The following is a 22,644-nucleotide window of genomic DNA, read 5'->3' on the forward strand; positions in this document are numbered from 1 at the left end:
ATGGGGATCGATGAGGTACAGTTAAACTTTAATGCCACGACGTTAATGATGATGAATATATTAATCGGCTTTATTATGTTTGGTGTGGCGTTAGATTTAACCGTCAAAGATTTTAAACGAACGTTAAAAACACCGAAACCATTTCTTATTGGGTTAACGGCTCAATTTTTATTACTGCCAGCTTTTACTTTTTTGCTCGTTTTAATTTTACAGCCACAACCGAGCATCGCACTCGGCATGTTTTTAGTCGCAGCTTGTCCAGGTGGCAATCTATCAAACTTCCTTGCCCATCTTGGTAAAGGAAGAACCACTCTATCCATAAGCATGTCTGCTGTTTCAACTTTATTCGCCACCTTTATGACGCCATTGAACACGATCTTTTGGGGATCACTGTACGGCCCGACAAATGATCTATTGCGGACATTTATGATCAGCCCTGTTGACTTACTCATGACCATTTTCATTTTACTAGGCATCCCTTTAGCATTAGGCATGTACGTTAATTACCGATATCCAGAATGGTCACAAAAAGCAAGCAAATGGATGAAGCGCTTTTCGATTGTATTCTTTATATTATTCGTATTAGGTGCGCTCGCTGCCAACTTTGGCTATTTCATAGAGTTCGTTGGCATGGTTGTATTAGCAGTCTTTTTACACAACTTACTCGCCATTTCATTAGGCTACTTCTCAGCACGTTCGTTTGGATTAGAAGAGCGTGACAGACGCGCGATTTCAATCGAAATAGGCATCCAAAACTCTGGGCTTGGCCTCATATTAATCTTTAACTTTTTCGATGGCTTAGGCGGTATGGCGATCGTCGCCGCATGGTGGTCAATCTGGCATATTATTGCCGGTTTAACACTAGCTAGCTTCTGGTCACGTCGCACACCTGAACAATACAAAGAAGAAAGTGAGGGGCAAGTGGCATGAACATACTCATTACAGGGGCAATGGGCTATATCGGGAGCCAACTTGTCAAAAAAATGATGCAACTTAACCAAGAGCGCGACACTCCTTGGCAGATTATTGCAACTGACATAAAAGAAAAAGCTGATTTTAACATGGATGAACATGTACATTATATAAAAATGGACGTTCGCTCACCACAAGTTCTCACCGTACTTATGCATTATGAGATTGACACAGTGATCCATTTAGCCACCATCGTCACACCAGGTAAGAAAAGCAACCGCGAATTTGAATATTCAGTCGATGTTGAAGGAACGCAAAATATTTTAGAGGCTAGTGTCGATTGCGGAATTGAGCGCGTCGTCATTACATCAAGTGGTGCAGCATACGGCTACCACCCTGATAACGCCGAATGGATCAAAGAAGATCACCCAATCCGCGGCAACGAAGAGTTCGCTTATTCTTATCATAAGCGATTAGTAGAAGAAATGCTTGCCGACTACCGTAGACGTTACCCACAGTTAGAACAAGTCATATTCAGAATCGGGACCATTCTCGGCGAAAACGTCGATAACCAAATCACAGATTTATTTAAGAAAAAACGCTTACTCGGCATTAAAGGCTCAGACAGCCCATTCGTATTCATTTGGGACCAAGATGTCATCGCTTGTTTAATAAAAGCAATAGAAAGTGAAAAAGTCGGCATTTACAACGTTGCCGGTGACGGCGCACTGACAGTCGACGAACTAGCTAATATACTAGACAAAAAAGTCATTCGAATTCCCGTCAAACTTATAAGAGGCGCGTTGTTTGCACTCAAAAGACTTCGCCTCACCCAATACGGAGAAGAACAAGTCAACTTCCTCCGCTATCGACCCGTGCTCGATAACACAAAATTAAAAGAAGACTTCGGCTATAAACCGACTTATACATCGGAAGAAGTTTTTCGGGAGTATGTGAGGGAGTGAGACTTGGGCGAACATTTGGGTAATCCAGCGTTCGCCGAATTACCACCTGGTTTCGCCGGAAAAATTAAATTTTCGCCGATATATTGAAAAAATCGCCGGAATACTGTGATTTTCGCCTGAATATTAAAAAAATCGCTGATAATCTAGATAATGGAATTGCGACACTGCGGATCAAAATCGGTGTTTAAGCGAACGCTCAATTAATTAAGCGTTCGCCTGATTATCGTGGATTTCGCTCGATTATTGTGATTTTCTCTTAATTAATTAAAATTTCGCCTGAATATCAAAAAATCGCCTGATCCCGCAATAATCAGGCGATTTCCCTATCAAACTACTTGTCCTTCTTATACTTCCTCTCACTCTGCGAGGTATTCTGACTCTTCTTCTTGTTGCGCTGCTTTTGGTTGCGTTCTTCAATCTTCACGTCCTCTAATGGTGGCTCGTCTGTTAGTTGAGAATCTTTGTGCTCATCGACAAGCGTGCGGTCTTCTTCAAATACACCTTTCTTCTTCGGGTCAATACTCTCTTTGTTGCGGTCCATTGTAGCACCACCTTTTTGTGAGGTTTTGTAATATGTGTACCCTAAGTGCCATGGTTGTTAAACTTTGTCGACGAACGAAAACATCGCCCTACCTCACTCGCCAACCAAATCAACACCTCATCCCTCACCACCTCACGAAACAATCCACTGTGTACAATCCACAAAATCGTTTCGCGAAAATAATTGTAATCACCATCATTCATTAGCTTCTCAAACGCCATCATGAGCACACGCCGTAATATCATCGTCTTAAAATCATCCTTCTGCAATTGATCTATCAAACCCTCCACCTCATTCATAAAAAAACCTCCCACTCTATAATCGAATGGAAGATTTCAAAGTGTTATGCTTACCGACTACTTCGCCTGACTAGCTCTTCGCCAAATCATCCCCAATACAACAAAGAAAAACGGCGCAACTGGGATCACACTCACGTTGAACATGACTTTCACCAAATAAGACACGACAGAAGCGAGTAACAAAACGGTTAATAACTGCTCATTTCCTTCTGTAACACGGCTCGCACTTACACCTTTCCAAAATATTAAACTCAAAAACACGACATACACCATTAACGCTGGAACACCTAACGTCAAACCAACCTCAACGAATTCGTTATGTGAATTATCATGTCTACCATCCTCGACTCCAATCGCATCATAATAAACTTGATTAAACGTACTTGGTCCTGTCCCAGTCCAAAAATTCTCAGCCATTAACTCAACTGAAATCACCCAAAATTGCCAACGAGCTGGTGCATCTCCTGGCTCTTGTTCTACGACTTGCCTAGCATCTTCTCCAACGGACATAAACTCTCCTAAAACAAAATGATCTTCAGTAAAATCGATGATCACCATCGTGACGAACAAAGCAGTCAACATAACCGTCCACCGCTTCAACAAATCTCTCCGTTTAATAATCATGAACCCTGTAATGACTAACGCCCCAGCCAATAGACCGATCCAGCCAGCTCTCGCACTCGTGTATAACAGTGCGATAAAAATGATAACTCCAATCATTAGCCACATCGTCATATATTTCGTCTGGTTGCTCATTAAGTAAACGATGAACAAAAACATTAACATGAGCATCGCATAAGTGCCGAAATGGTTGCTATTATCGAAGAACGCCCAACTTTTAATAAATTCACGCTCAATCGGTTCTTCCAACAATAAATTCATCCAAAAATGCTGGAAAATACCGTACAAAGCAACAGGAATGGAGGAAATGACGATGAGCTGAATGGTTAGCAGCTGTTTCCGTTGCGGAATAAAATGATAAGTGAAGAAAAACATCGATGCAAAACTAACCCACGCTAAATAACCTAGGAACTTATACTCTCTTCCCCACAATGATGTATAAGGGTCAACTGAAAAGTAAGTCGCCACCCCTGCCAATAGCAAAAAAAGTAACATGACATGCTCTGCTCGACTTTTTAACAGTGGAATTTCAATCGACTTAAACATCAACCGAACTAGGACGACAACCCAAAACACCAACACAAACAAAAGCAAATATATGTATTTAATTAAAGTAGAATAGAAAACATCAAAATATGGCACAATCATGATCGGAAAAAACACAACAAAGACTGTGAGCAACCACGTAAACCAGCGACTATACACCCAGAACTCCCCCTTTAGACCTACTTAAATTCTACCCTTAATTATCTTTTTTTTAATATTTTTCCAAAGAAGTTTGACTAGGTCTACAAACAAAAAACACCCACGTATAGCGTGAGTGCTTCGTTCTGATTTAATTTCTTGTTGATTGACGCTGAATTAATTCAAAAGGGAAAAGCTTTCTCTTTGTTTTATGTCTTCCCCTTCAATCATAGTGATTAAACTTTCTAAATTATACTCATCGAAGGCACTAAGCTGAATAAACAAAACCCAAACGGCGCACCGGTTGGGTTCCATTTAAAATCAATTTATTGCGTCACTAACTCTAAATCAACTGGAATGAAATCTTCTACCGATTCACCTTCAGCAATTGATAAAGCTGTTTCAATTCCTTGCTCACCAATTACAATTGGCTGCTGTGCAATTGTAGCGTCCATTTCGCCTGCTTCTACTGCTTCTACTGCGTCATCCGTAGCATCAAATCCTACAACAATGACGTCATCCATACCTGCAGATTCTAACGCACGAACAGCACCTAGTGCCATTTCGTCATTGTGTGCGAATACAGCATCAAATTCTTCACCGCTTTGGATAATGTTCTCCATTACTGTTAAGCCTTCAGCACGATCGAAATCCGCTGGCTGTTGAGCAACTACGTTAATTCCATCTTGAGCATCAACAGAGTTGTGGAAACCTTCGCCACGCTCACGTGCAGCTGAAGAGCCTGGAATACCTTCTAATTCTACAACATTTCCTTCTCCACCAAGCTGTTCAGCGATGAAGTCACCTGCCATTTCACCACCTGCAACGTTGTCAGATGCGATGTGTGCAACCACTTCACCACCATCTGCACTACGGTCCACTGTTACTACTGGAATGTCAGCTTCATTCGCAGTTTCGACTGCTGTAATAACTGCCTCAGAGTCTGTTGGGTTAACTACTAAAACATCAACGTCTTGTTGAACTAAATCTTCAATACTGCTTAATTGTGTTGCGGCATCATCTTGTGCGTCTACTACTGTAATCTCAACACCTAACTCTTCTGCTTTGTCTTCAGCACCTTCTCTTAAAGTAACGAAGAATGGGTTATTCTGTGTCGATACAGCTAGACCAATGTGAACTTCACCATCATCACCACTAGCATCTGTCTCATCATCACCATTTGACGTTGGCGATTCAGTTGTACAAGCTGCCAATAAACCAACTGTTAAAAATGCAATTAATCCTAACTTAAACTTTGAAAACATTTAAGGTCCTCCCTTTATATAACTTAATTTTTAAAACCGATCTCCCGTTAACCTACGACGACTTTTGACGATCTAGTAAGACTGCAAGTAAGATGACCGCCCCCTTTACGATTTGTTGGTAGTTTGAAGATACCCCTAGTAAATTCAAACCATTATTTAAAACCCCAATAATTAGGGCTCCAATCAATGTTCCAAAAATCCAACCGCGACCACCAGCGAGGCTTGTACCACCTAATACTACAGCTGCGATCGCATCAAGTTCATAAGTGAAACCTGCGTTCGGTGATGCAGAACCTAAACGAGACGTTAAAATAATTCCTGCTAAAGCTGCTAATGCACCTGTTAATGAATAAACTCCGATTTTGACGCGGTTCACTTTAATACCTGATAAAATCGATGCTTCCTCGTTACCACCAATTGCATAAACGTGGCGACCAAATACTGTCTTCTTCAAAATTAATAATAGAATGAAAAAGATCACAAACATGATAATGACCGGAATTGGTATACCAAATAAATAACCACGACCAATTAAGTCAAATGCTTGACTATCAGTAAAACCAGTGACAGGTCTACCATCTGTATAAACGAGTGTTAAACCTCTGAAAATAGTCATCGTCGCTAAAGTCGCAATAAATGGCGCAACTTTACCCTTAGCGATCACAACACCGTTAAAAGCACCCATTACTGCACCAGCCAAGACACCCAGCAAGACAGCTAAGATCGGGTCTAAACCACTAGCCATCATCCCTGCTGTCAATGCACCAGCTAAGGCCAATGTTGAACCTACAGATAAGTCAATTCCACCAGTCAAAATAACAAACGTCATACCAAATGCGAGTAGTGCAATAATCGTCACTTGTCGTAACATCGTCAGCAAGTTATCTAAACTTAGAAACTGTGGACTCATAATACTTAAAACAATGACTATAGCAAGTAAACCTAGTACTGGTCCTAACTTCTGCATAACTTGCCCTAAAGACTGCCCTCTCATGTTACTCCCCTCCTGTCGCAGCATACATAATCTTCTCTTGATCAGCTTCATCACGGTTAAGTTCGCCGCCAATTTGCCCTTCATGAATGACTAAAATTCGATCACTCATACCAAGTACCTCTGGCAATTCGGATGAAATCATAATGATACTCACCCCTTGAGCCGTTAACTCGTTCATAATTTGATAAATTTCCTTCTTCGCACCAACATCAACACCACGCGTTGGCTCATCAAGGATTAAAATTTTCGGGTTAATGCCTAACCATTTACCAATGACAATCTTTTGTTGGTTACCGCCACTTAAAGATTTCACTTCTTGCTCCATGCCAGATGTCTTAACATTAAACTGTCCAATCTTACCCTCAACAAATTCATTTTCTTTCTTGTTTGAAATGACTGTTTGATTCGACATATCATTTAAGTTCGGCAGAGTAAAATTCTCACGCACGGACATCGACAAGACGAGTCCTTCTTCTTTACGATCCTCTGTCACAAAACCAATTCCAGACTTAATCGCATCGAGCGGCTTTTTAATCTTCACTTGCTTTCCATCAATATAAATGTTTCCGCTTTCAATCTCACGGTAACCAAATAATGCTTGCATAATCTCAGAGCGTCCAGCTCCCATTAAACCAGCTACACCTAAAATTTCGCCTTGTCTAACTTCGAAATTGATATCGCGAAATACATCAGATGTTAACCCTTCAACTTGAAGCCTCACATCGCCAATTTCAACATTTCGTTCAGGGAAAAGTGTTCCTAACTCACGCCCTACAAGCATGCTAATCAATTCATCATATTCTACTTCACCAATGACACGCGTCCCGATATATTCACCATCACGTAAAACGGAAACGCGGTTACAAATCTTAAAAATCTCTTCCATTCGGTGTGAAATATAGACGATGCCTACACCTTGTTCACGCAACTTCTCAATGACCTCAAACAGTCGTTCAATTTCACGATCTGTTAGTGCTGCAGTTGGCTCATCCATGACAATTAGTTCAGCATTTACTGATAATGCTTTCGCAATCTCAACCATTTGTTGCTGACCAACAGATAAGTTCCCTGCTGTCACAAGCGGGTCGATTTCAACGCCAAGTTGTCCTAAATAATCCTTCGTTAATTGGATCATCTTCTTCGTGTTTAAAAATCCCGTCTTGCCATACTTAATTTCACGACCTAAGAACATATTTTCCATAACGGTTAAATACGGAATAATGTTTAGTTCTTGGTGAATAACTGCAATACCCGATTCTTCTGATTCCTTCGTGCTTTGAAAATGAACCGGCTCACCTTTAACAAAAACCTCACCTTCATCACGCGAGTATATCCCAGTTAAGATTTTCATTAAAGTCGATTTACCAGCACCATTCTCACCTAACAACGCATGAACTTCACCGGCACGCACTTCAAAGTCGACTTCATTTAGCACTTTGTTACCGACAAACGACTTCGAGATGCCTTTCATTTCAATTAATGTTTGATGTGACATTAGAAAATCACCCCAGAACGAAGAATGATATTCGCAAATGGTGTCGTCTCACCTGTTCGGATCACGACTTTTGCATTCTTCGTTATTTTTTTAAACTCTTCATGCGAGACGAAATCTTTCTCACCTTGATAGAGCTCTTTAACCTCTGTTAAGACTTGTCCATTATTTGTCTTGATTTCTGACGCTAATGTTGCATGTTCAACTTCCATATCCGCTAATATAACCTCTAATGTTTCTATAAAACTTGGTGTCCCCTTCGTTAAAGCTAAATCGATCCGCTTTACATCATCAGGGATTGGTAGACCACAATCAGCTATAACAATCGTGTCTGTGTGACCTAATTTGGCTAAGACAGAAGCAATCTCGCTGTTTAAAATCCCTTGTTTCTTCACAATCAATCACTCTCTTTATCTAGTAATCTCAAAACATCTTCTCGATTTGGCATTCCGGTTTGTGCACCAAACTGACTGACTGATAGTGCCGCAGCTGCATTGCCGAAGCGACACGCCTCACTAAAGGATTTACCTTCTGCAAGCGCAACACTAAAACCACCATTAAATGTGTCACCTGCACCCGTCGTATCTTTAACCTCAACCTTGTAACTTGGGACTAACGTCTCTTGATCACCTTCAACAAACTGAACACCATTAGAACCTTGTGTGACGAAAAATTTACCACGATGCTGCTCGTAGAACTGTTTCTTTTCTTCTGTATCAAGCAACTCTGTAAGTTCGTGTTCATTCGGAGTTAGAAAATCTACCTTCTCTAGTAAACCTAGGCTAACAGACTGCATGGGTGCTGGATTCAACACGACGGTTGTGTTATGTTTGTTCGCTAAATTCACCGCCTCTTCCACACTTTCTAGAGGAATTTCAAATTGCAGTAATAAAATATCACTCTCTTGAATCGCCTTTTCATTTTGTCTAACGACTTCTGGTGTAACTTGGTTATTGGCTCCCGGTACAACAATAATCGTGTTATCCTGTTCCGCCACAGTGATTTGTGCAACACCTGTCGGAAAATGTGTAACCGGTTCCACATTGACGTTAAAAATACCTTGCTCTTTCAAGTGAGCGATTAACGGTTGGCCAAAAGTGTCGTCTCCAACACAACCAACCATCGTCACTTCTGCTCCAAGCTTAGCTGCTGCTACCGCTTGGTTCGCTCCTTTACCACCTGGGATCGTGTGAAAATCTCCCCCAAGTAACGTCTCGCCCTTTCTTGGAAAACGCTCCGCTTCTGCTATGAGGTCCATATTAATACTACCAATTACAGTCACTTTTGCTGCCACTTAGCATTCTCCTTTTAATCTATCGTTTAGTTGATTGACGCTTAATTAATGTAGTAGGAAAAATATTTTCTTTCTCTTGAACCAATTCCCCTTCAATCAAAGCGACTAAAGCTTCAGCTGCTTCACGACTCATTTGGTAAATCGGCTGTGATAAAGTTGATAATTCTGGTTTTGTCATCTCAGTTAAATCAATACCATCAAAACCGATAATCGCTATATCTTCAGGTACATTTAAGTTAAGTGATTCGGCTGCTTTTAATGCTCCAAGTGCCATTGTATCGTTCCCTGCGAAGATCCCATCTATTTCTCGATCGTTTTGCAGCAACTCTTTCGTCACTTCTACCGCTTGTTTCTGATCAAAATTCCCTTCAACAACGTAGCCACTATGAAACCAATCTTTATGCATTACGACATCCAAATAACCTAAATAACGGTTGTCTGCGTTCTCTACTTTATCAGGTCCCTTTATATGGCCAATTCGCGTGCAACCTACTTCAAGTAAATGTTCTGCCGCTATACGCCCACCATCACGGTTATCAATCGCAAAAGTTGGAATATCATGATGAATCGAACGGTCAAGTGCGACAACTGGCATGTCATACCCATCAATTAACTCGCGTTCAATGGTGTTAGATACGATAATCGCACCATCGACATATTTTTGTTTCATCACGTCAAGGTACAGTCTTTCTTTCTCCGGATCCTCATCACTATTGCAAAGAATCGTTGTAAACCCCTTTTGAATTAAATAATCCTCTACACCCCGCACAAGCTCTGGGAAGTATGGGTTCGTAATATCAGGAACAATAATACCAATCGTTTTAGACTGCTTTTTAAAAAGGCTTCGAGCAACCGAATTCGGCTTGTAATTCAGCGATTCCACTGCAACTTCAACCTTTTTACGCGTATCTTCATTGACATAACCATTTTGATTAATCACGCGTGAAACTGTTGCAACCGAGACTTTTGCGTATTGTGCTACATCTTTAATTGTCGCCATATTAGACCACCTAGTCATAAATCTATTCTTATGTGTAACCGTTTACATGTTGTTTGTAATAAAAGAGTTACTTATGTGTAACCCGTTACACATTATTTTAGTACTTTAACAAACAATTTGTAAAGAGTTATAAAAAAAAATTGAAAATAAATTATTGCACGACGAACAGAGCCACGCGGGTTAACCGGAATAATGATTTTTTCGCTGGTTTATTTAAAATTTTGCTAATAATACAGGATCTCCCTTCAAAAGTCCTTCAATAATAGATAGGAATATTTTCAGTAAGTTTCAGATTACTTAAAATGAAGAACCGAGTCCACAACACCTTTACGCTTCCACACGCAGTACTAATTAGCCCCAAACCCCATTCCACATTTTTCTTTGAAAATGTTATATTATAACTAGATATATAAAGTTGAGGGGTTTTAATTACATGCTTAAAAAGCTAGGATATTTAATAATCTGTATCGGTATATTAGTAATTAGTTACACGGGCTGGCTATTGTACGATTTTTACAACGGAAGTCAATATCAATTGGAAGAGGCTGAACAGTTCATATCTCAACACGTTGAAGCAACAACTAATCAAGCAGATAAGTCTTCTAGAATATATACTACAACTAGAGGTGAATTTGAGCTTACTGTTGGAGAAGTGTTTGCTACCATTGAAATACCAGCGATTGACTTAGAATTACCTATCATTGAAGGTTCAGAATTAGAACATTTGAAGCACGGGGTTGGCCATGATCCGAGAACTTGGCTACCCAGTGATGGTGATCAAATATTTTTAACTGGACACAACGATTCAGCTTTTCTAGATATTGGGGATTTAGTAGAAGGCGATCGAATCATTATAAATGTCCCTTATGGTACATATGAATATGAAATAGACTTTTACGAAGTAGGTCATGAAACAGAAACGGATCGAATCGGCTCAATGGGTGAAGAAACTTTAGTGTTAATGACTTGTTATCCGTTCTTTTCTCTTACAACACCTGATGAACGATATTTCGTATACGCTAATCCAGTAGAATAACAAAAGTCGTCGGGGACCAATTCCCGACGACTTTTTCATTATGCAGCTAATGCGTTTCTTCTTCTGTTGTAATATAGTAGACCAATTCCTACTAATAATAAGCCAGCACCAATTAATCCATAAAGGAAAGTTCCGTTTGATGTCTGGACTAATTGTTCTTCTTCCTCTTCGTCACTAGCTTCTTCTTCTGTAGATTCCTCTTGCTCTTCTTCTGTAGAACTAGTCTCTTCTGAAGTATATTGTTCATCTTCACTAGATTCTTCTTCAGTTCCTGTTTCGCCTGAAGATTCTTGTCCTTCTTCACTTGTCGCTTCTTCTTCTGTTCCTGATTGCTCTGAAGACTCTTCATCTTCTTCCTGAGAACCTTCCTCAGTTCCATTTCCTTCTGAAGATTGCTGTTCTTCTTCAGTCGCTTCGTCATTAGATGAATCGTCATCTTCAGCTGCTTCAGCGTATTCAAAGACTCCAAATGTACTAAAGTGTCTGACTTCCGCTTCAACGTAACCGTCTTTGTACTCGCCACCAATTAAAGTCCAATCTTCTAACTCCGGATCATAATACATAACCCTCAAATCATCATGATTACCATCAAAAGAATCTTTCACTTGATAACGTAATGTAATAGGAGTATTCTCAAACTCTGAAATAGGCTCACCATCTCTACCTGTTAATTCAAATGAGTAAATTTCAGAAGCTGCTTCATCCCTATTAGGTACTTCACTTTCTACTTTAGTAAAATTAGCACTCACTGATTCTCCTTCTCCATCACCATCAAAGACTTGTGATGGAATAGACATGCCAATATCTTCACGCCCTATATCAATCATAGCGTTTGATTCAGATAATCGATCGATCACTTCACGACCAAATTGTTGCGTAACACTAACCGCTTGTGATAGGTTCTCATCTTCAGAGAAATCAAGATTTAATACACCACTTTCAATTGCTTCTTCTACCTTTTCTTCAGCAGGTGAATCTAGCAGTTGTTCCTCGATCTCCTCAAAAACTACAAAATAATCCGCGTCTTGATCAGCATCAAGCGTAATCTCTTGCTCATCTCCTCCATCAATCAGTTCACCATCTTCATCTTTCCACCCGACGAAAGTATACCCTTCATCTGGTATAGCTGTGAAAGTAATACTTTTTTCTTCATAAGTATATAAATTGAAATAATTAACTCCACTATATGAAAGTTCACTAAACTCATAGTCATCTTCTACAAAGACCCTGCCATTTTCAGTTTCAAAACGTGTTTCAATCGCATTACTCTCAGTGAAGTCCGAATTTAAGTAATACCTCTCTACTTCAATGTTTGAAGAAATGCTGTTGCTTCCTTCATAAACTGGTCCATCAGCGCTTCCCCAATAATTAATCTCAGCATAAATCTCTTCTTCACCATCATAATTGATCGCAACATCATTATCGACAAATTGATTAATTGTAATACTATGATTTATCCCTCTTACGCTTTCATAAACTTCATTAAGTAAAAAAGCATTACCGTTATTAATAAACTCATTAAACCATACAGTGAAACTAGTAGGATTAGCAGTCATAACTTGCATAGCTGTGTCTAAACCAATGAAATTGTTATGATTCACTGCCCCAAGGTTGTTATGTGAATTTGGATTATCAATATTCAAATCGACACCTAAGTTACTATTCTCAAAGTCGTTAAAAAGAACTCCTACGTCAGTTGGAATTTCACCTAAAGGATCAATCTGAACCGTTGTATCAAAATTAATAAATGAGTTCGAACTAACTCTAACTCGATCTGATACAACTGATATAGCCTGATGATCTAAATCCTTTGAAAGACCATCATAGTCACTTGAAACCAAGCTTAAATGATTACCAGTTAAGTCGATAAAGGTATTAAACTCACCTTGAAAATCTTCATCTAACTTATAATTCATGACTGACAAAGAAACATGATCAGTTCTTTGTCCCTCTGAAGCACGGACTCCCTCAGTGAAATTTAATAATGTTAAACCTTGTATCCTTAGATCAATTTCACCTTCATTTTCGATTGTGATAGCTGGTGTCCCATGTTCCATGTTTGTTCCATCCAAAATAACGTCCTCACCTGGTACTGACTTAATTTCAATCCCTTCCTGGTCAATTGAAATCGTCTCTTCATAAGTACCCTCTGCTATGATAATTTCACTCCCATATCGTGCATTATCAACAGCCTCTTGGATAGTTTCAAAAAATCCTACGCCATTCATAAATACTGGGTTATTATCCCTATCATATATATCACTTACATTTTCGTCGACTTGTTTAAAACGTGCAGACAAGCGTTCTTCATATTCTATTTCATCCACATCAATCTCTTTTGATTCACTAACCGTATCCCCATTAGCATCTGTCCATCCAATAAACTTATAACCTATAACAGGCTCAACAGAAAAGATATTTTCTTCTTCATTTTTGTAATAAGCTGTACCAATCTGCTCATTATCAGTTATAAGATGGCCGTCGTATGCTCTAATTTCAATAGCATCTTCAGGTATATAATCTGGATCGACATACTCAAAAATAGGTTCAATATCATAATATGAATCCTCAAGCGTTAATTCCAATTGTAAATCAGTGCCGAGTTGCTCAGTTCCAGCATCAGTATGCCGAACCCATTCAACAAATTCATAGTCTCCATAATCAGTAGCTTCTAAGACAATCTCTTCACCCGTAAAATAATCACCATATAAATGCTCTGAATAATCTGTCGTGAAGTTAAAGTTCAACGCTTTAACTGTTCCTTGGTCATTATTAAAATTCACTTCAATCTCCGATAGCTCTTCTTTTTCCCCAACTATTGTTGTAGAAGTAAAGAAAACCATCAAAGTAATCGTCAACATAACTAAAAAGAAACTTCTAAAATTAAGCATAAAATCCCCCTATAATAATTTCAAAATAAGAACAAAGGTTTATCCTTTCATCAAAAAAACTAGTATTATTGTATAATATTCTTAAAAATTTGACAACAAATAACAATTTTTTACACTATTATCAGCATAAATTACCATCTCCCTTCTTCTCTTACCGTAGAAAATCCTCATCACCCGATGTATGCTGCAAGTAACGCTAAGTAAAGGAGGATTTCTATGAAACGTTGTAAAGTTTGCAGGAAGAAACCACGAGTAGAAAGACGGGTTAATGCTGAGGGGGTGCTGTTCTGTTCGAATGATTGTTATGAGACATACGGTAAAAAGGTCGGTCACCCAATGGATGATCTAAACCACCCTTACATCGATGATTATGAAATGATTCGGCTTGACTACATTCGATGGGCGAACGATTTAGAGGATCAATTATATGGAGAGTGGGTGTTTGGCGCGCCGAGAAAGGTTGATTTAATCGAAAATATCAACGAGCTGCTTGAGGAATATATCGATTATATCGGCCTAGAAGGTTCGGACGGTCTTTTCTCTCAAGAGATTTACGATTACACGCAGCAGTTCGAAGCGATGATCGCCACAATCCGAACGTGGGAACCAAATAGCAAAGAGCTAACAAGAAGGCGACAGATAAAAGAGGAGCGTTTAGCCAATGAAGAATAAAGCACTCATCTATTATGAAGATGGAAGCCTTAAATATGAAGGTCAGTCGAATCACGGCACTCCGCACGGCCGTGGGATTGCCTACTGGGAAAATGGGAACGTCTGGTATGAAGGTCAGTTTGTCGATGGACAGCCAAAAGGTTATGGCAAATACTACTTACCAGACGGAACCCTTCGCTATGAAGGGGAAACAGAAGAGCTTCAATATGCCGGGAAAGGAATTGAATACTACAAAAATGGCAACATCAAATTTATCGGTATCTTTTCCAAAACTCCCCGCTTCTTCTACGGCGCACGAAACTATGTAAAAGGTCGCCTCTATTACGAAGACGGCTCGCTCAATTACAACGGCACATTCCAAACAGGAAAATCAGCTACTTTCAAAGATGGAGTTGAATATTTACTAGATGGCACTCCTCGCCTTCACGGATCGATTCACATGACAATTAATTAAAAAAATTCCTACCACACATATTTTGACAAATTAATTGGAAGTTTCGTGTTATTTTAGTACTAGTTTTGGATATGTCATGAGAGGGTGAACATTTTGTTTAAAAAATCTGCACGGGCTAAATTCCGTGAGCAAAAACAACAACATCGTTCTAATCATTTACGTTCATTATTCACACGCAATCATCCTAAATCGGTTATCTCAGAACAATTCCGTACACTAAGAACGAACTTACAATTTGCGCCAAACGAAGTCGACCTACAAACGATCGCTGTTACATCAACGAACAAAGGTGAAGGAAAAAGTGTCACAGCCATCAATTTAGCAACAGTGTTTGCCCAGCAAGGAAAGCAAGTACTTTTAGTCGATTCTGATCTTCGCAATCCAAGTATCCATCACAACTTACGCATCGACAATCGGCTCGGCTTAAGCAATTTACTAGTCGGGGATTACGACGTCGTTCAAGTCGTTCGCGATGTGAAAACGAGCAACCTCGATATTTTGACATGCGGGCCGATTCCGCCAAACCCGTCAGAACTACTAGGTTCTCAGGCGATGACTGAGCTAATGGAAAAAGCAAAAGCGAGTTACGACTTAATCATCTTTGACACACCACCTGTACTTGCTGTTACAGATCCACAAATTTTAGCCAACCGCGTAGACGGTGTCTTATTCGTCGTTCGCAGTAAAGTCACTGACAAAAAATCAGCCACCCGCGCGAAAGAGCTTCTTAAACAGGCTGATGCCAATATTCTAGGCGCAGTATTAAATGACTATAACCATAAAAATAAAGACTACTATTATTACAATTATGGATAGACAAGCGTATAAAAAACACCTCTCACGACTGCAGTCACACTTCTCGTATCTTTCAGTCTAGCTTCACAGCTCATTTTAAAGCTATCAAAATAGAAAAATCGGCCACACCTCTTTTGGATGTGACCGATTCTTCGTAAAATAAGCCCCTGTAATGACTTTCACCCCAGTGTACATTGGTAAAGCTTAAGTCTAAGCCTAAGTCCCTATACCAATTATACTAAGTATATATTAGCAAAATAGGTAACAAAAATCAACATTTTCCATGATTATACACAAAGAAGTTTTTGACTTTTTTCGACAATTTGGTCGTACTATTTTCATGTGACTTTACCTCACTTCTCACCACTCAATCTCATCCAAACCTGTTTTTTAAGTTTTATATCTCAAATTTTATTAAAAATCTTCACATTAGTGTTCTTTAAGCCGATAATATATACAAATACTAAATCGCAATTTTCTAAAACTGTTACAACTCAATCGATCATGGCAAACTTATTGAAAAATAAGGACGCAAAGCCAAGGGCCTAACGTTTTCTACTATGGCAGCCGGTTACCGAAATGAGCGCACGTAAGGTGAGCCTATTTGGGTTCGCCTTTTTTATATTTCAATAGGGAGTTAAATAGAATCTATATGTTTTAGACTTTCTCCACTATACACAGTTTAATAATTACGATCACATAGGAGAATTGCTTATGAGCACGATCTTAATAGCCGACGATTCAAAATTTATGAGAGTCCATATAAAACATTTATTACTAGAACATGGTTCTTACGACATCATAGAAGCAGCGGATGGGAAACAAGCGATCAATTTATACAAACGTCTACAACCTGATTTAGTCGTTCTTGATATAACAATGCCGCATGTAGACGGTTTAGCTACTTTAAAAGAGATTATGAACATTGACGATTCTGCTACTGTTGTTATGTGTTCCTCGATGGGGACGCAATCTAATATAACAGAAAGCCTACAATTAGGGGCTTGCGATTTTATTATTAAACCACACTTCGATCGGTTAATAGATATCTTAAATAATTTAGTTACAAATAATAAATTAAAGAGGAGTGAATAATGTTGGTGAGAGATTTTGGAATTTGTTCGCATTGTGGTCGAATGACATATATTACCTATGACCTCTGCCGTGATTGCTACAATGAGGAAGAAGAAACCATTCAAAAGATTAAAACCTATTTACGAACACATCCTAGGGCCAATGCTATGGATATTTCTTCAGGAACAGGCATCTCTATTCATAAAATTACACGTTTAATCAAAAATGGTATGATCGTTTAAAATCTTATATGCTTTCTTGGACAGAGTTGCTCTCAAGTATTTCTAATCAAAATGTTTTTTAATAAACAACTTGTTTTAAGGTTAGATGATAAAAAACTGTGTATTCGACTGGGATGAGCGACACCATATTTGTTTAAAGCTAGCCAACGATTTCAATTATACAATTTCAATACCATAAGCACCCCGTGTATAACTACCCAAACTTCTCCACCAAAACCCATCGCCAACATACACATTCCTATTTCTACACTCGCACCTGCCGTATCAATGACACACCGCTCACTTGCGCTCCTCTTACATGCACAAAAAGCTGTGAGGTTGATCGGAAATAGCATAAAGACAGCGAATCCTTCTGCTGTCATACCGCTTGTCTTGCTTCAAAACTAATTTTAAAATTATCAAAATGAAAAACACCCTACTCCAACAAGATACTTCAGAGCCCGCTATAACTTTTCATTACGGTAATAGTCTTTCACTAGTATCTTCTATAGTAATCAAACTATAAGTACTCAGGATTTAAACCTGTTCACCAAAAAACACTTGACTTTTGAATTAGAAATGTAAAATAGTATAAGCCATTACACCTAAATTATGTTATAATTTTTTAATAGAATTCACTTGAAATCGTAGTCTTGGGGGAAAAGCTATGGAAGAAACAATCTCATTACAAGAGTTATGGGAGGTTTTAAAAAAACGGCTTAGTTTAATTGCCATAATCGTAATAGGAGCATTAACATTGAGCTTCATTGCAACAACCTTTTTTATAACACCTCAATATGAAGCAAATTCACAATTTATCGTTAACCAAGCCGATCAACAACAGCAGGAAATTACATCAAATGAAATTAGAACGAACGTCGAATTAATTAATACTTACAATGTCATTATTCAAAGCCCTGCCATATTAGATTTAGTTGTTGAAGAACTAGGGTTAGATCAATCAGCTAGTCAGCTAGCTAATCGCATTAGTGTTAACAACGCTGATCAATCTCAAGTCGTCAATGTTCAAGTGACTGGCCCTGATCATGATCAAGCGGTTGATATTGCTAATACAACGGTTGAAATTTTTAAAAATGAAATTCCTTCTTATATGAACGTTGATAACGTCGGTGTTTTATCTGAAGCGATGCATCATGCAGACCCTACACCGATTAGCCCGAACTTATCACTTAATCTAGCAATCGCGATAGTACTAGGTTTAATGGTTGGTGTCGGTTTAGCATTCTTACTAGAGTACTTAGACAATACGATTAAGACTGAAGAAGATCTAGAGAATTCATTGGAGATGCCAGTGATGGGTATTATTTCAACAATTGATGCAGAAGAAGGTAATGCTTCTAGGAAGTCACGCAAAGCAAGAAAGGGTGTTAAAATTGGCTCGTAAAACAACTTTACAAAGAGCACAACAGCATAAAACATTAGTCACTCGTGATCAGCCAAAGTCGCCAATTTCTGAACAGTACCGTACACTTAGGACGAATTTGCAATTTTCATCAGTTGATCATGAACTTTCAACGATGGTTGTAACATCAACGACTCAAAGTGAAGGTAAAAGTCTTACAGCTGCTAATTTAGCGATTGCTTTTGCTCAACAAGGGAAGAAAGTGATGCTGGTCGATGCTGATATGCGTCGCCCTACTTCACACTATACATTCCGTATAAGTAATACATTTGGTTTAAGTAACTTGCTAGTTGGCGACCATACGTTAGAGCAATTAGTTCATGATGTGAATGTGGACAATCTAGACGTATTAACATGTGGCCCTATTCCACCGAACCCTTCAGAGTTGCTTGCTTCTAATAGAATGCGTGAACTAATCGGCATTGCAAAACAGAACTATGATTTAGTCATTTTCGATACACCTCCTGTCTTAGCTGTTACCGATCCACAGATTTTAGCAAATGAAACAGATGGTGTTTTGCTCGTTGTCCGCAGTAAAAAAACAGAAAAAGACGCTGCCAAACGCGCCAAAGAGTTACTCGATCAGGCAAACGCGAATTTACTCGGTGCTGTATTAAACGATAAAGATACGAAAGATAGTAATTACTTATATTATTATGGATAATTAATAACAATTAGAAGTCTCATGGGCACAAAGACCTGTGGGACTTTCGTATTTATAAGAAATTTGGTTATATTGTCCGATAGAATGAATGAGAATTTTGTCGATAATAAAAGTAACTATGGTCAACAGGAGGACATTTTTATGATCGATCTACACAGTCATATCCTTCCAAACGTTGACGACGGTGCACAAACGGTAGAAAATAGCGTTGAGATGGCACAACAAGCTCGTCAGGAAGGCATCACGACTATTTATGCAACACCCCATCATTTAAATGGACGATATGAAAACGAAAGAGAGAACGTCATCGAACGTGTCGCAAGCTTGAACGCGGAGTTTGAAAATAGAGGGATTGATTTAACTGTACTCCCTGGTCAAGAAATTCGAATAAACGGTGATATTGAATCGATATTAGAAGACCGCACAGCAATGCCTTTAGGTGACGAGACGAAGTACGTATTAGTCGAATTACCATCTTCACAAGTGCCGCGTTTTACGAAGGACAAGTTGTTTGAAATTCAGCGTATGGGATACCAACCGGTAATCGTACACCCTGAACGTAACAGCGCCTTTGTGAAGCACCCGAACATTTTATACGAGTTCGTTAAACGAGGTACATTAACACAACTAACCGCTTCAAGTGTTGTTGGTAAGTTCGGTAAGAAGATCCAAAGCATTTGCTTTCAACTCATTGAGGCGAATTTGGTACATTTTATTGCATCAGATGCCCACAATACGACAACACGCGGCTTTTACATGGAAGAAGCTTACGACATCATCGGAAAACGCTACGGCGACTTCGTTGTTGAACTACTCAAAGAAAATGCCGAGTCCGTCGTTCAAAACGAATTAGTCATTGGTGATCCACCGATGGAAGTTAAGAAGAAGAAATTATTAGGGATTTTTTAATTAAGAAACGTCCTCTGCGGTTTGGAGCTGCAGAGGGCGTTTTTTGGTTGTTGCGCTCGGGTGCTGCGCGTCCACAATGTAAACGAATTTTGTCGATTATCGGCGTTCGCCGATATATTGAGTTTTTCGCCGGATTCTGAGTGAGTTTCGCCGGAAAAAATATTTTTTCGCTGAATTATCGAGATTTTCGCTAATAATCCAGTTTGTTCCAGTAACAAGGGCGAGCACCACACCAAGTAGCTTAACTGCGCGCTGGTGCGTTCGCCTGATTATGAATGGAGTTCGCCTGAAAAATTTGATTTTCGCCCGATTATTAACGAGTTCGCCTAATTATTGAAAATTTCGCTTGATTATTAGGAATTTCGCTTAATTATTGAGGCGAGCGCTGATAAACAAGTTCATCCAACCACGCCCTAAAAGCAAAAAGTCCAGCTGAGGGATCCCCTCCGAGCTGGACTTTTCATTACTTCTCGTCTTTATCTAACTCTTCTCTTTTCTTTTCAATAACCTTCTTTAACTGCTTTTCCACAGATTCTAACTGTTCTTTCGTTTCTATATCTTGATGAATATAGCGAATCGTTTTCTTAACTGACTTAGGTAGATCCTTAAAGTGTTTCACACCGATGTTCCCCTCTTGATCGTTATGTAGTAGCAACTCTGACTTAAAGCCTAATGACTTATAAAGATTTACAAGTACCCTTGTTACTAAAAAAGTCTTTAATATAAACCAACTTACTTACAATTGTACTATTTCCTCTCAAATCGTAAACACTAATCCTAGAACTTAATTTAAAATAGTCAAAAGTAAATTTTGATATACGTACTACTATAACCGGACACTATTTATATCCTGACTAATAGTTCAATGTTTTGTTAAAAGTAGTAAACCATTTATTCTTCTAGCTTTACATATAATAAAAACATTGGCTATTTATCAGAAAGGGAGGGAGAAAATGAAGCACGAAAAAACACGCGATCCCTTTATAGATAACGCAAGGTTTATATTAGTAGCTTTAGTCGTTGCAGGTCATTTCTTCAGTCCAATAAGAAATGATTATCAAATAATTTACGATTTGAATAATATACTTGGTTTATTCAGAATGCCAGCACTGATCATTTTAACTGGTTTTTTATCTAAAGGTTTTATGAAGCCTGGTTATATTGAAAAGATAACGAAAAAAATATTAATTCCTTATTTAGTTTTCCAGTTTGCAGTTGGTGCTTATTATTACTGGTTATTTGATTATTCCACTTTAAATATAGATTTTCTACGTCCCCAGTATACATTGTGGTTCTTATTAAGTTTGTTTATTTGGAATTTGCTATTATTTGTTTTTACACGCATTAAGTATCCGTTGCTTATTGCAGTCGTAATCGGTGTTTTAATTGGATATAGTGATGGAGCAGGTCACTACCTATCAATCCATAGAACGTTTGTGTTCTTTCCGTTTTTCTTAATCGGTTTCTATATGCGTAAGGAGCACTTTGAATTCTTCAAAGTACCTTCTGCAAAGATTTACGGCTTGATTGGGTTTGTAGTTGTATGGTTTGCATTAGGTTACTTCTTTACACCTGGCGAGGCATTAACGTGGATTCAAGGTCGTACACCGTATGAAGAAATGGGGTATATCAGGTGGGATATTGGCCTAGGTAGATTATTAATTTATGCTTTATCTCTAATTATTGGTTTCGCCTTCTTAACATTTGTACCGAAGAATAAGACATTCTTTACACATCTCGGTATACGAACAGCATATATCTATATATTACACGCAGCAGTGATAAGAACGCTGTATGAGTTTTATCTAGATGATTGGGTAAATGAGTTATGGCATTACTTTGCAATCCTTCTATTTTCATTTATCCTTGCTTTAATTCTCGGCTCTAAACCTGTTGTATGGCTTACAAAACCTTTCATAGAAGGAAAGATTGTCGATTATATTTTGTTCCCATTAAGAAAAGTAAAGCGATTAATAGAAAGTAAAATTAAATACCAATTCAAATAATCGAGTAGGAGGAGGTGATTAACCTCCGACCTCTCACACCACCGTACGTACGGTTCCGTATACGGCGGTTCAATTTTATATTAAGCACGTACTTTCTTATAATGTTGTGCAGAAGAGATTAGTCCGAATTGGGCTAATCTCTTATTGGTTATAGTGGTTGTAAGAATCCAAGAATAAGCGGTGCGAACCGCACCTTTACTTGTATTACTGTTCCTGTAGGCATTATATCTACTCATGCCTAGTTTGATTAAATTCTTTCTCCGATTCTTAGGTGTTTTCCACTTCGTCCATATGCACGCTCTTAGACGATTTCTCGTATGAGAGTCAATTCGTTCCTGTAGGCTTTTCATATAACCTATCCTAAAGTAATTAACCCAGCCTCTTATGAGTTGGTTAATCCGCATCACTTGATACTTCGTATCTACACTCCAA

Annotated in this window: 24 protein-coding genes and 1 riboswitch; of the genes, 12 read left to right on the forward strand and 12 right to left on the reverse strand. The window is 38.7% G+C overall.

Going from position 1 to position 22,644, the window contains the following annotated elements; genetic code table 11:
* Together J2R98_RS10805 and J2R98_RS10810 are read left to right on the forward strand one after the other, a co-directional pair.
* The gene (locus tag J2R98_RS10805; RefSeq protein ID WP_307068868.1) at window positions 1–930 is read left to right on the forward strand and encodes a bile acid:sodium symporter family protein; all 930 of its coding nucleotides are present in this window, start codon (window positions 1–3) and stop codon (window positions 928–930) included.
* Entirely contained in the window at window positions 927–1,877 is a 951-nt protein-coding gene (locus J2R98_RS10810) for an SDR family oxidoreductase (RefSeq protein WP_307068870.1), read from the forward strand. The genes J2R98_RS10805 and J2R98_RS10810 overlap by 4 nt, the downstream gene beginning before the upstream one ends.
* Window positions 1,878–2,208: 331 nt before the next feature.
* Here the strand turns inward: J2R98_RS10810 and J2R98_RS10815 are convergent, their stop codons facing one another.
* From J2R98_RS10815 to J2R98_RS10855, 9 genes are all read right to left on the reverse strand, one after another.
* Window positions 2,209–2,418, reverse strand: a complete 210-nt coding sequence (locus tag J2R98_RS10815) for a YczO family protein (protein WP_307068872.1) — start codon at window positions 2,416–2,418, stop codon at window positions 2,209–2,211.
* A 41-nt stretch (window positions 2,419–2,459) separates the two neighbouring features.
* Window positions 2,460–2,717: a hypothetical protein gene (locus J2R98_RS10820; protein ID WP_307068874.1), complete on the reverse strand. Its 258-nt coding sequence runs from the start codon at window positions 2,715–2,717 to the stop codon at window positions 2,460–2,462.
* 57 nt (window positions 2,718–2,774) lie between these two features.
* On the reverse strand, window positions 2,775–4,043 hold the full coding sequence (locus tag J2R98_RS10825) for an O-antigen ligase family protein (RefSeq protein ID WP_307068876.1): 1,269 nt from the start codon (window positions 4,041–4,043) through the stop codon (window positions 2,775–2,777).
* Window positions 4,044–4,348: 305 nt separating this feature from the next.
* A complete protein-coding gene (gene rbsB, locus J2R98_RS10830) occupies window positions 4,349–5,287 on the reverse strand; it encodes a ribose ABC transporter substrate-binding protein RbsB (RefSeq protein WP_307068878.1) in 939 nt (312 codons plus the stop codon).
* A 52-nt stretch (window positions 5,288–5,339) separates the two neighbouring features.
* A complete protein-coding gene (locus J2R98_RS10835) occupies window positions 5,340–6,281 on the reverse strand; it encodes an ABC transporter permease subunit (protein WP_307068880.1) in 942 nt (313 codons plus the stop codon).
* A 1-nt stretch (window position 6,282) separates the two neighbouring features.
* Complete coding sequence (locus J2R98_RS10840; RefSeq protein ID WP_307068882.1) at window positions 6,283–7,776, reverse strand: sugar ABC transporter ATP-binding protein; 1,494 nt, start codon at window positions 7,774–7,776, stop codon at window positions 6,283–6,285.
* Entirely contained in the window at window positions 7,776–8,168 is a 393-nt protein-coding gene (gene rbsD / locus J2R98_RS10845) for a D-ribose pyranase (protein ID WP_307068884.1), read from the reverse strand. The genes J2R98_RS10840 and rbsD overlap by 1 nt, the downstream gene beginning before the upstream one ends.
* A 2-nt stretch (window positions 8,169–8,170) precedes the next feature.
* Entirely contained in the window at window positions 8,171–9,067 is an 897-nt protein-coding gene (gene rbsK / locus J2R98_RS10850; protein WP_307068887.1) for a ribokinase, read from the reverse strand.
* 19 nt (window positions 9,068–9,086) lie between these two features.
* Window positions 9,087–10,067: a LacI family DNA-binding transcriptional regulator gene (locus J2R98_RS10855; RefSeq protein ID WP_307068888.1), complete on the reverse strand. Its 981-nt coding sequence runs from the start codon at window positions 10,065–10,067 to the stop codon at window positions 9,087–9,089.
* Window positions 10,068–10,500: 433 nt separating this feature from the next.
* Here J2R98_RS10855 and srtD point away from each other — a divergent pair, with 433 nt between their 5' ends.
* Window positions 10,501–11,103: a class D sortase, LPxTATN-specific gene (srtD, locus tag J2R98_RS10860; protein WP_307068889.1), complete on the forward strand. Its 603-nt coding sequence runs from the start codon at window positions 10,501–10,503 to the stop codon at window positions 11,101–11,103.
* A gap of 38 nt (window positions 11,104–11,141) precedes the next feature.
* On the opposite strand, the gene J2R98_RS10865 is transcribed toward srtD, so the two are convergent.
* Window positions 11,142–13,994 carry an InlB B-repeat-containing protein gene (locus J2R98_RS10865; protein WP_307068890.1) on the reverse strand — a complete coding sequence of 951 codons (2,853 nt, stop codon included), beginning with the start codon at window positions 13,992–13,994 and terminating at the stop codon, window positions 11,142–11,144.
* Between the two features lie 216 nt (window positions 13,995–14,210).
* On the opposite strand from J2R98_RS10865, the gene J2R98_RS10870 reads away from it, so the two are divergent.
* From J2R98_RS10870 to J2R98_RS10905, 8 genes are all read left to right on the forward strand, one after another.
* Window positions 14,211–14,666 carry a hypothetical protein gene (locus J2R98_RS10870; RefSeq protein WP_307068891.1) on the forward strand — a complete coding sequence of 152 codons (456 nt, stop codon included), beginning with the start codon at window positions 14,211–14,213 and terminating at the stop codon, window positions 14,664–14,666.
* Complete coding sequence (locus J2R98_RS10875; protein WP_307068892.1) at window positions 14,656–15,120, forward strand: MORN repeat-containing protein; 465 nt, start codon at window positions 14,656–14,658, stop codon at window positions 15,118–15,120. The genes J2R98_RS10870 and J2R98_RS10875 overlap by 11 nt, the downstream gene beginning before the upstream one ends.
* A 90-nt stretch (window positions 15,121–15,210) precedes the next feature.
* Complete coding sequence (locus J2R98_RS10880) at window positions 15,211–15,936, forward strand: CpsD/CapB family tyrosine-protein kinase (RefSeq protein WP_370871985.1); 726 nt, start codon at window positions 15,211–15,213, stop codon at window positions 15,934–15,936.
* 475 nt (window positions 15,937–16,411) lie between these two features.
* A riboswitch (cyclic di-GMP riboswitch) is annotated at window positions 16,412–16,494 on the forward strand.
* 135 nt (window positions 16,495–16,629) lie between these two features.
* On the forward strand, window positions 16,630–17,010 hold the full coding sequence (locus tag J2R98_RS10885) for a response regulator (protein ID WP_307068894.1): 381 nt from the start codon (window positions 16,630–16,632) through the stop codon (window positions 17,008–17,010).
* Entirely contained in the window at window positions 17,010–17,231 is a 222-nt protein-coding gene (locus J2R98_RS10890) for a hypothetical protein (protein WP_307068896.1), read from the forward strand. Before J2R98_RS10885 ends, J2R98_RS10890 begins: the two co-directional genes overlap by 1 nt.
* Before the next feature lie 646 nt (window positions 17,232–17,877).
* Window positions 17,878–18,615 carry a YveK family protein gene (locus J2R98_RS10895; RefSeq protein WP_307068899.1) on the forward strand — a complete coding sequence of 246 codons (738 nt, stop codon included), beginning with the start codon at window positions 17,878–17,880 and terminating at the stop codon, window positions 18,613–18,615.
* Window positions 18,605–19,297 (forward strand): CpsD/CapB family tyrosine-protein kinase, encoded by a 693-nt coding sequence (locus tag J2R98_RS10900; protein WP_307068901.1) that lies wholly within the window; start codon window positions 18,605–18,607, stop codon window positions 19,295–19,297. The genes J2R98_RS10895 and J2R98_RS10900 overlap by 11 nt, the downstream gene beginning before the upstream one ends.
* 141 nt (window positions 19,298–19,438) lie before the next feature.
* Entirely contained in the window at window positions 19,439–20,206 is a 768-nt protein-coding gene (locus J2R98_RS10905) for a tyrosine-protein phosphatase (RefSeq protein WP_307068903.1), read from the forward strand.
* 463 nt (window positions 20,207–20,669) lie between these two features.
* Here the strand turns inward: J2R98_RS10905 and J2R98_RS10910 are convergent, their stop codons facing one another.
* Complete coding sequence (locus J2R98_RS10910) at window positions 20,670–20,825, reverse strand: LytR family transcriptional regulator (protein WP_307068905.1); 156 nt, start codon at window positions 20,823–20,825, stop codon at window positions 20,670–20,672.
* Between the two features lie 334 nt (window positions 20,826–21,159).
* Here J2R98_RS10910 and J2R98_RS10915 point away from each other — a divergent pair, with 334 nt between their 5' ends.
* Window positions 21,160–22,212 (forward strand): acyltransferase family protein, encoded by a 1,053-nt coding sequence (locus tag J2R98_RS10915; protein ID WP_307068907.1) that lies wholly within the window; start codon window positions 21,160–21,162, stop codon window positions 22,210–22,212.
* Between the two features lie 80 nt (window positions 22,213–22,292).
* Here J2R98_RS10915 and J2R98_RS10920 read toward each other — a convergent pair whose 3' ends face one another.
* Entirely contained in the window at window positions 22,293–22,616 is a 324-nt protein-coding gene (locus tag J2R98_RS10920) for a group II intron maturase-specific domain-containing protein (protein WP_370871986.1), read from the reverse strand.
* Between the last annotated feature and the right edge of the window lie 28 nt (window positions 22,617–22,644).

Origin of the sequence: Alkalibacillus filiformis, assembly GCF_030814115.1 — a bacterium.
Taxonomy (GTDB): domain Bacteria; phylum Bacillota; class Bacilli; order Bacillales; family Alkalibacillaceae; genus Alkalibacillus; species Alkalibacillus filiformis.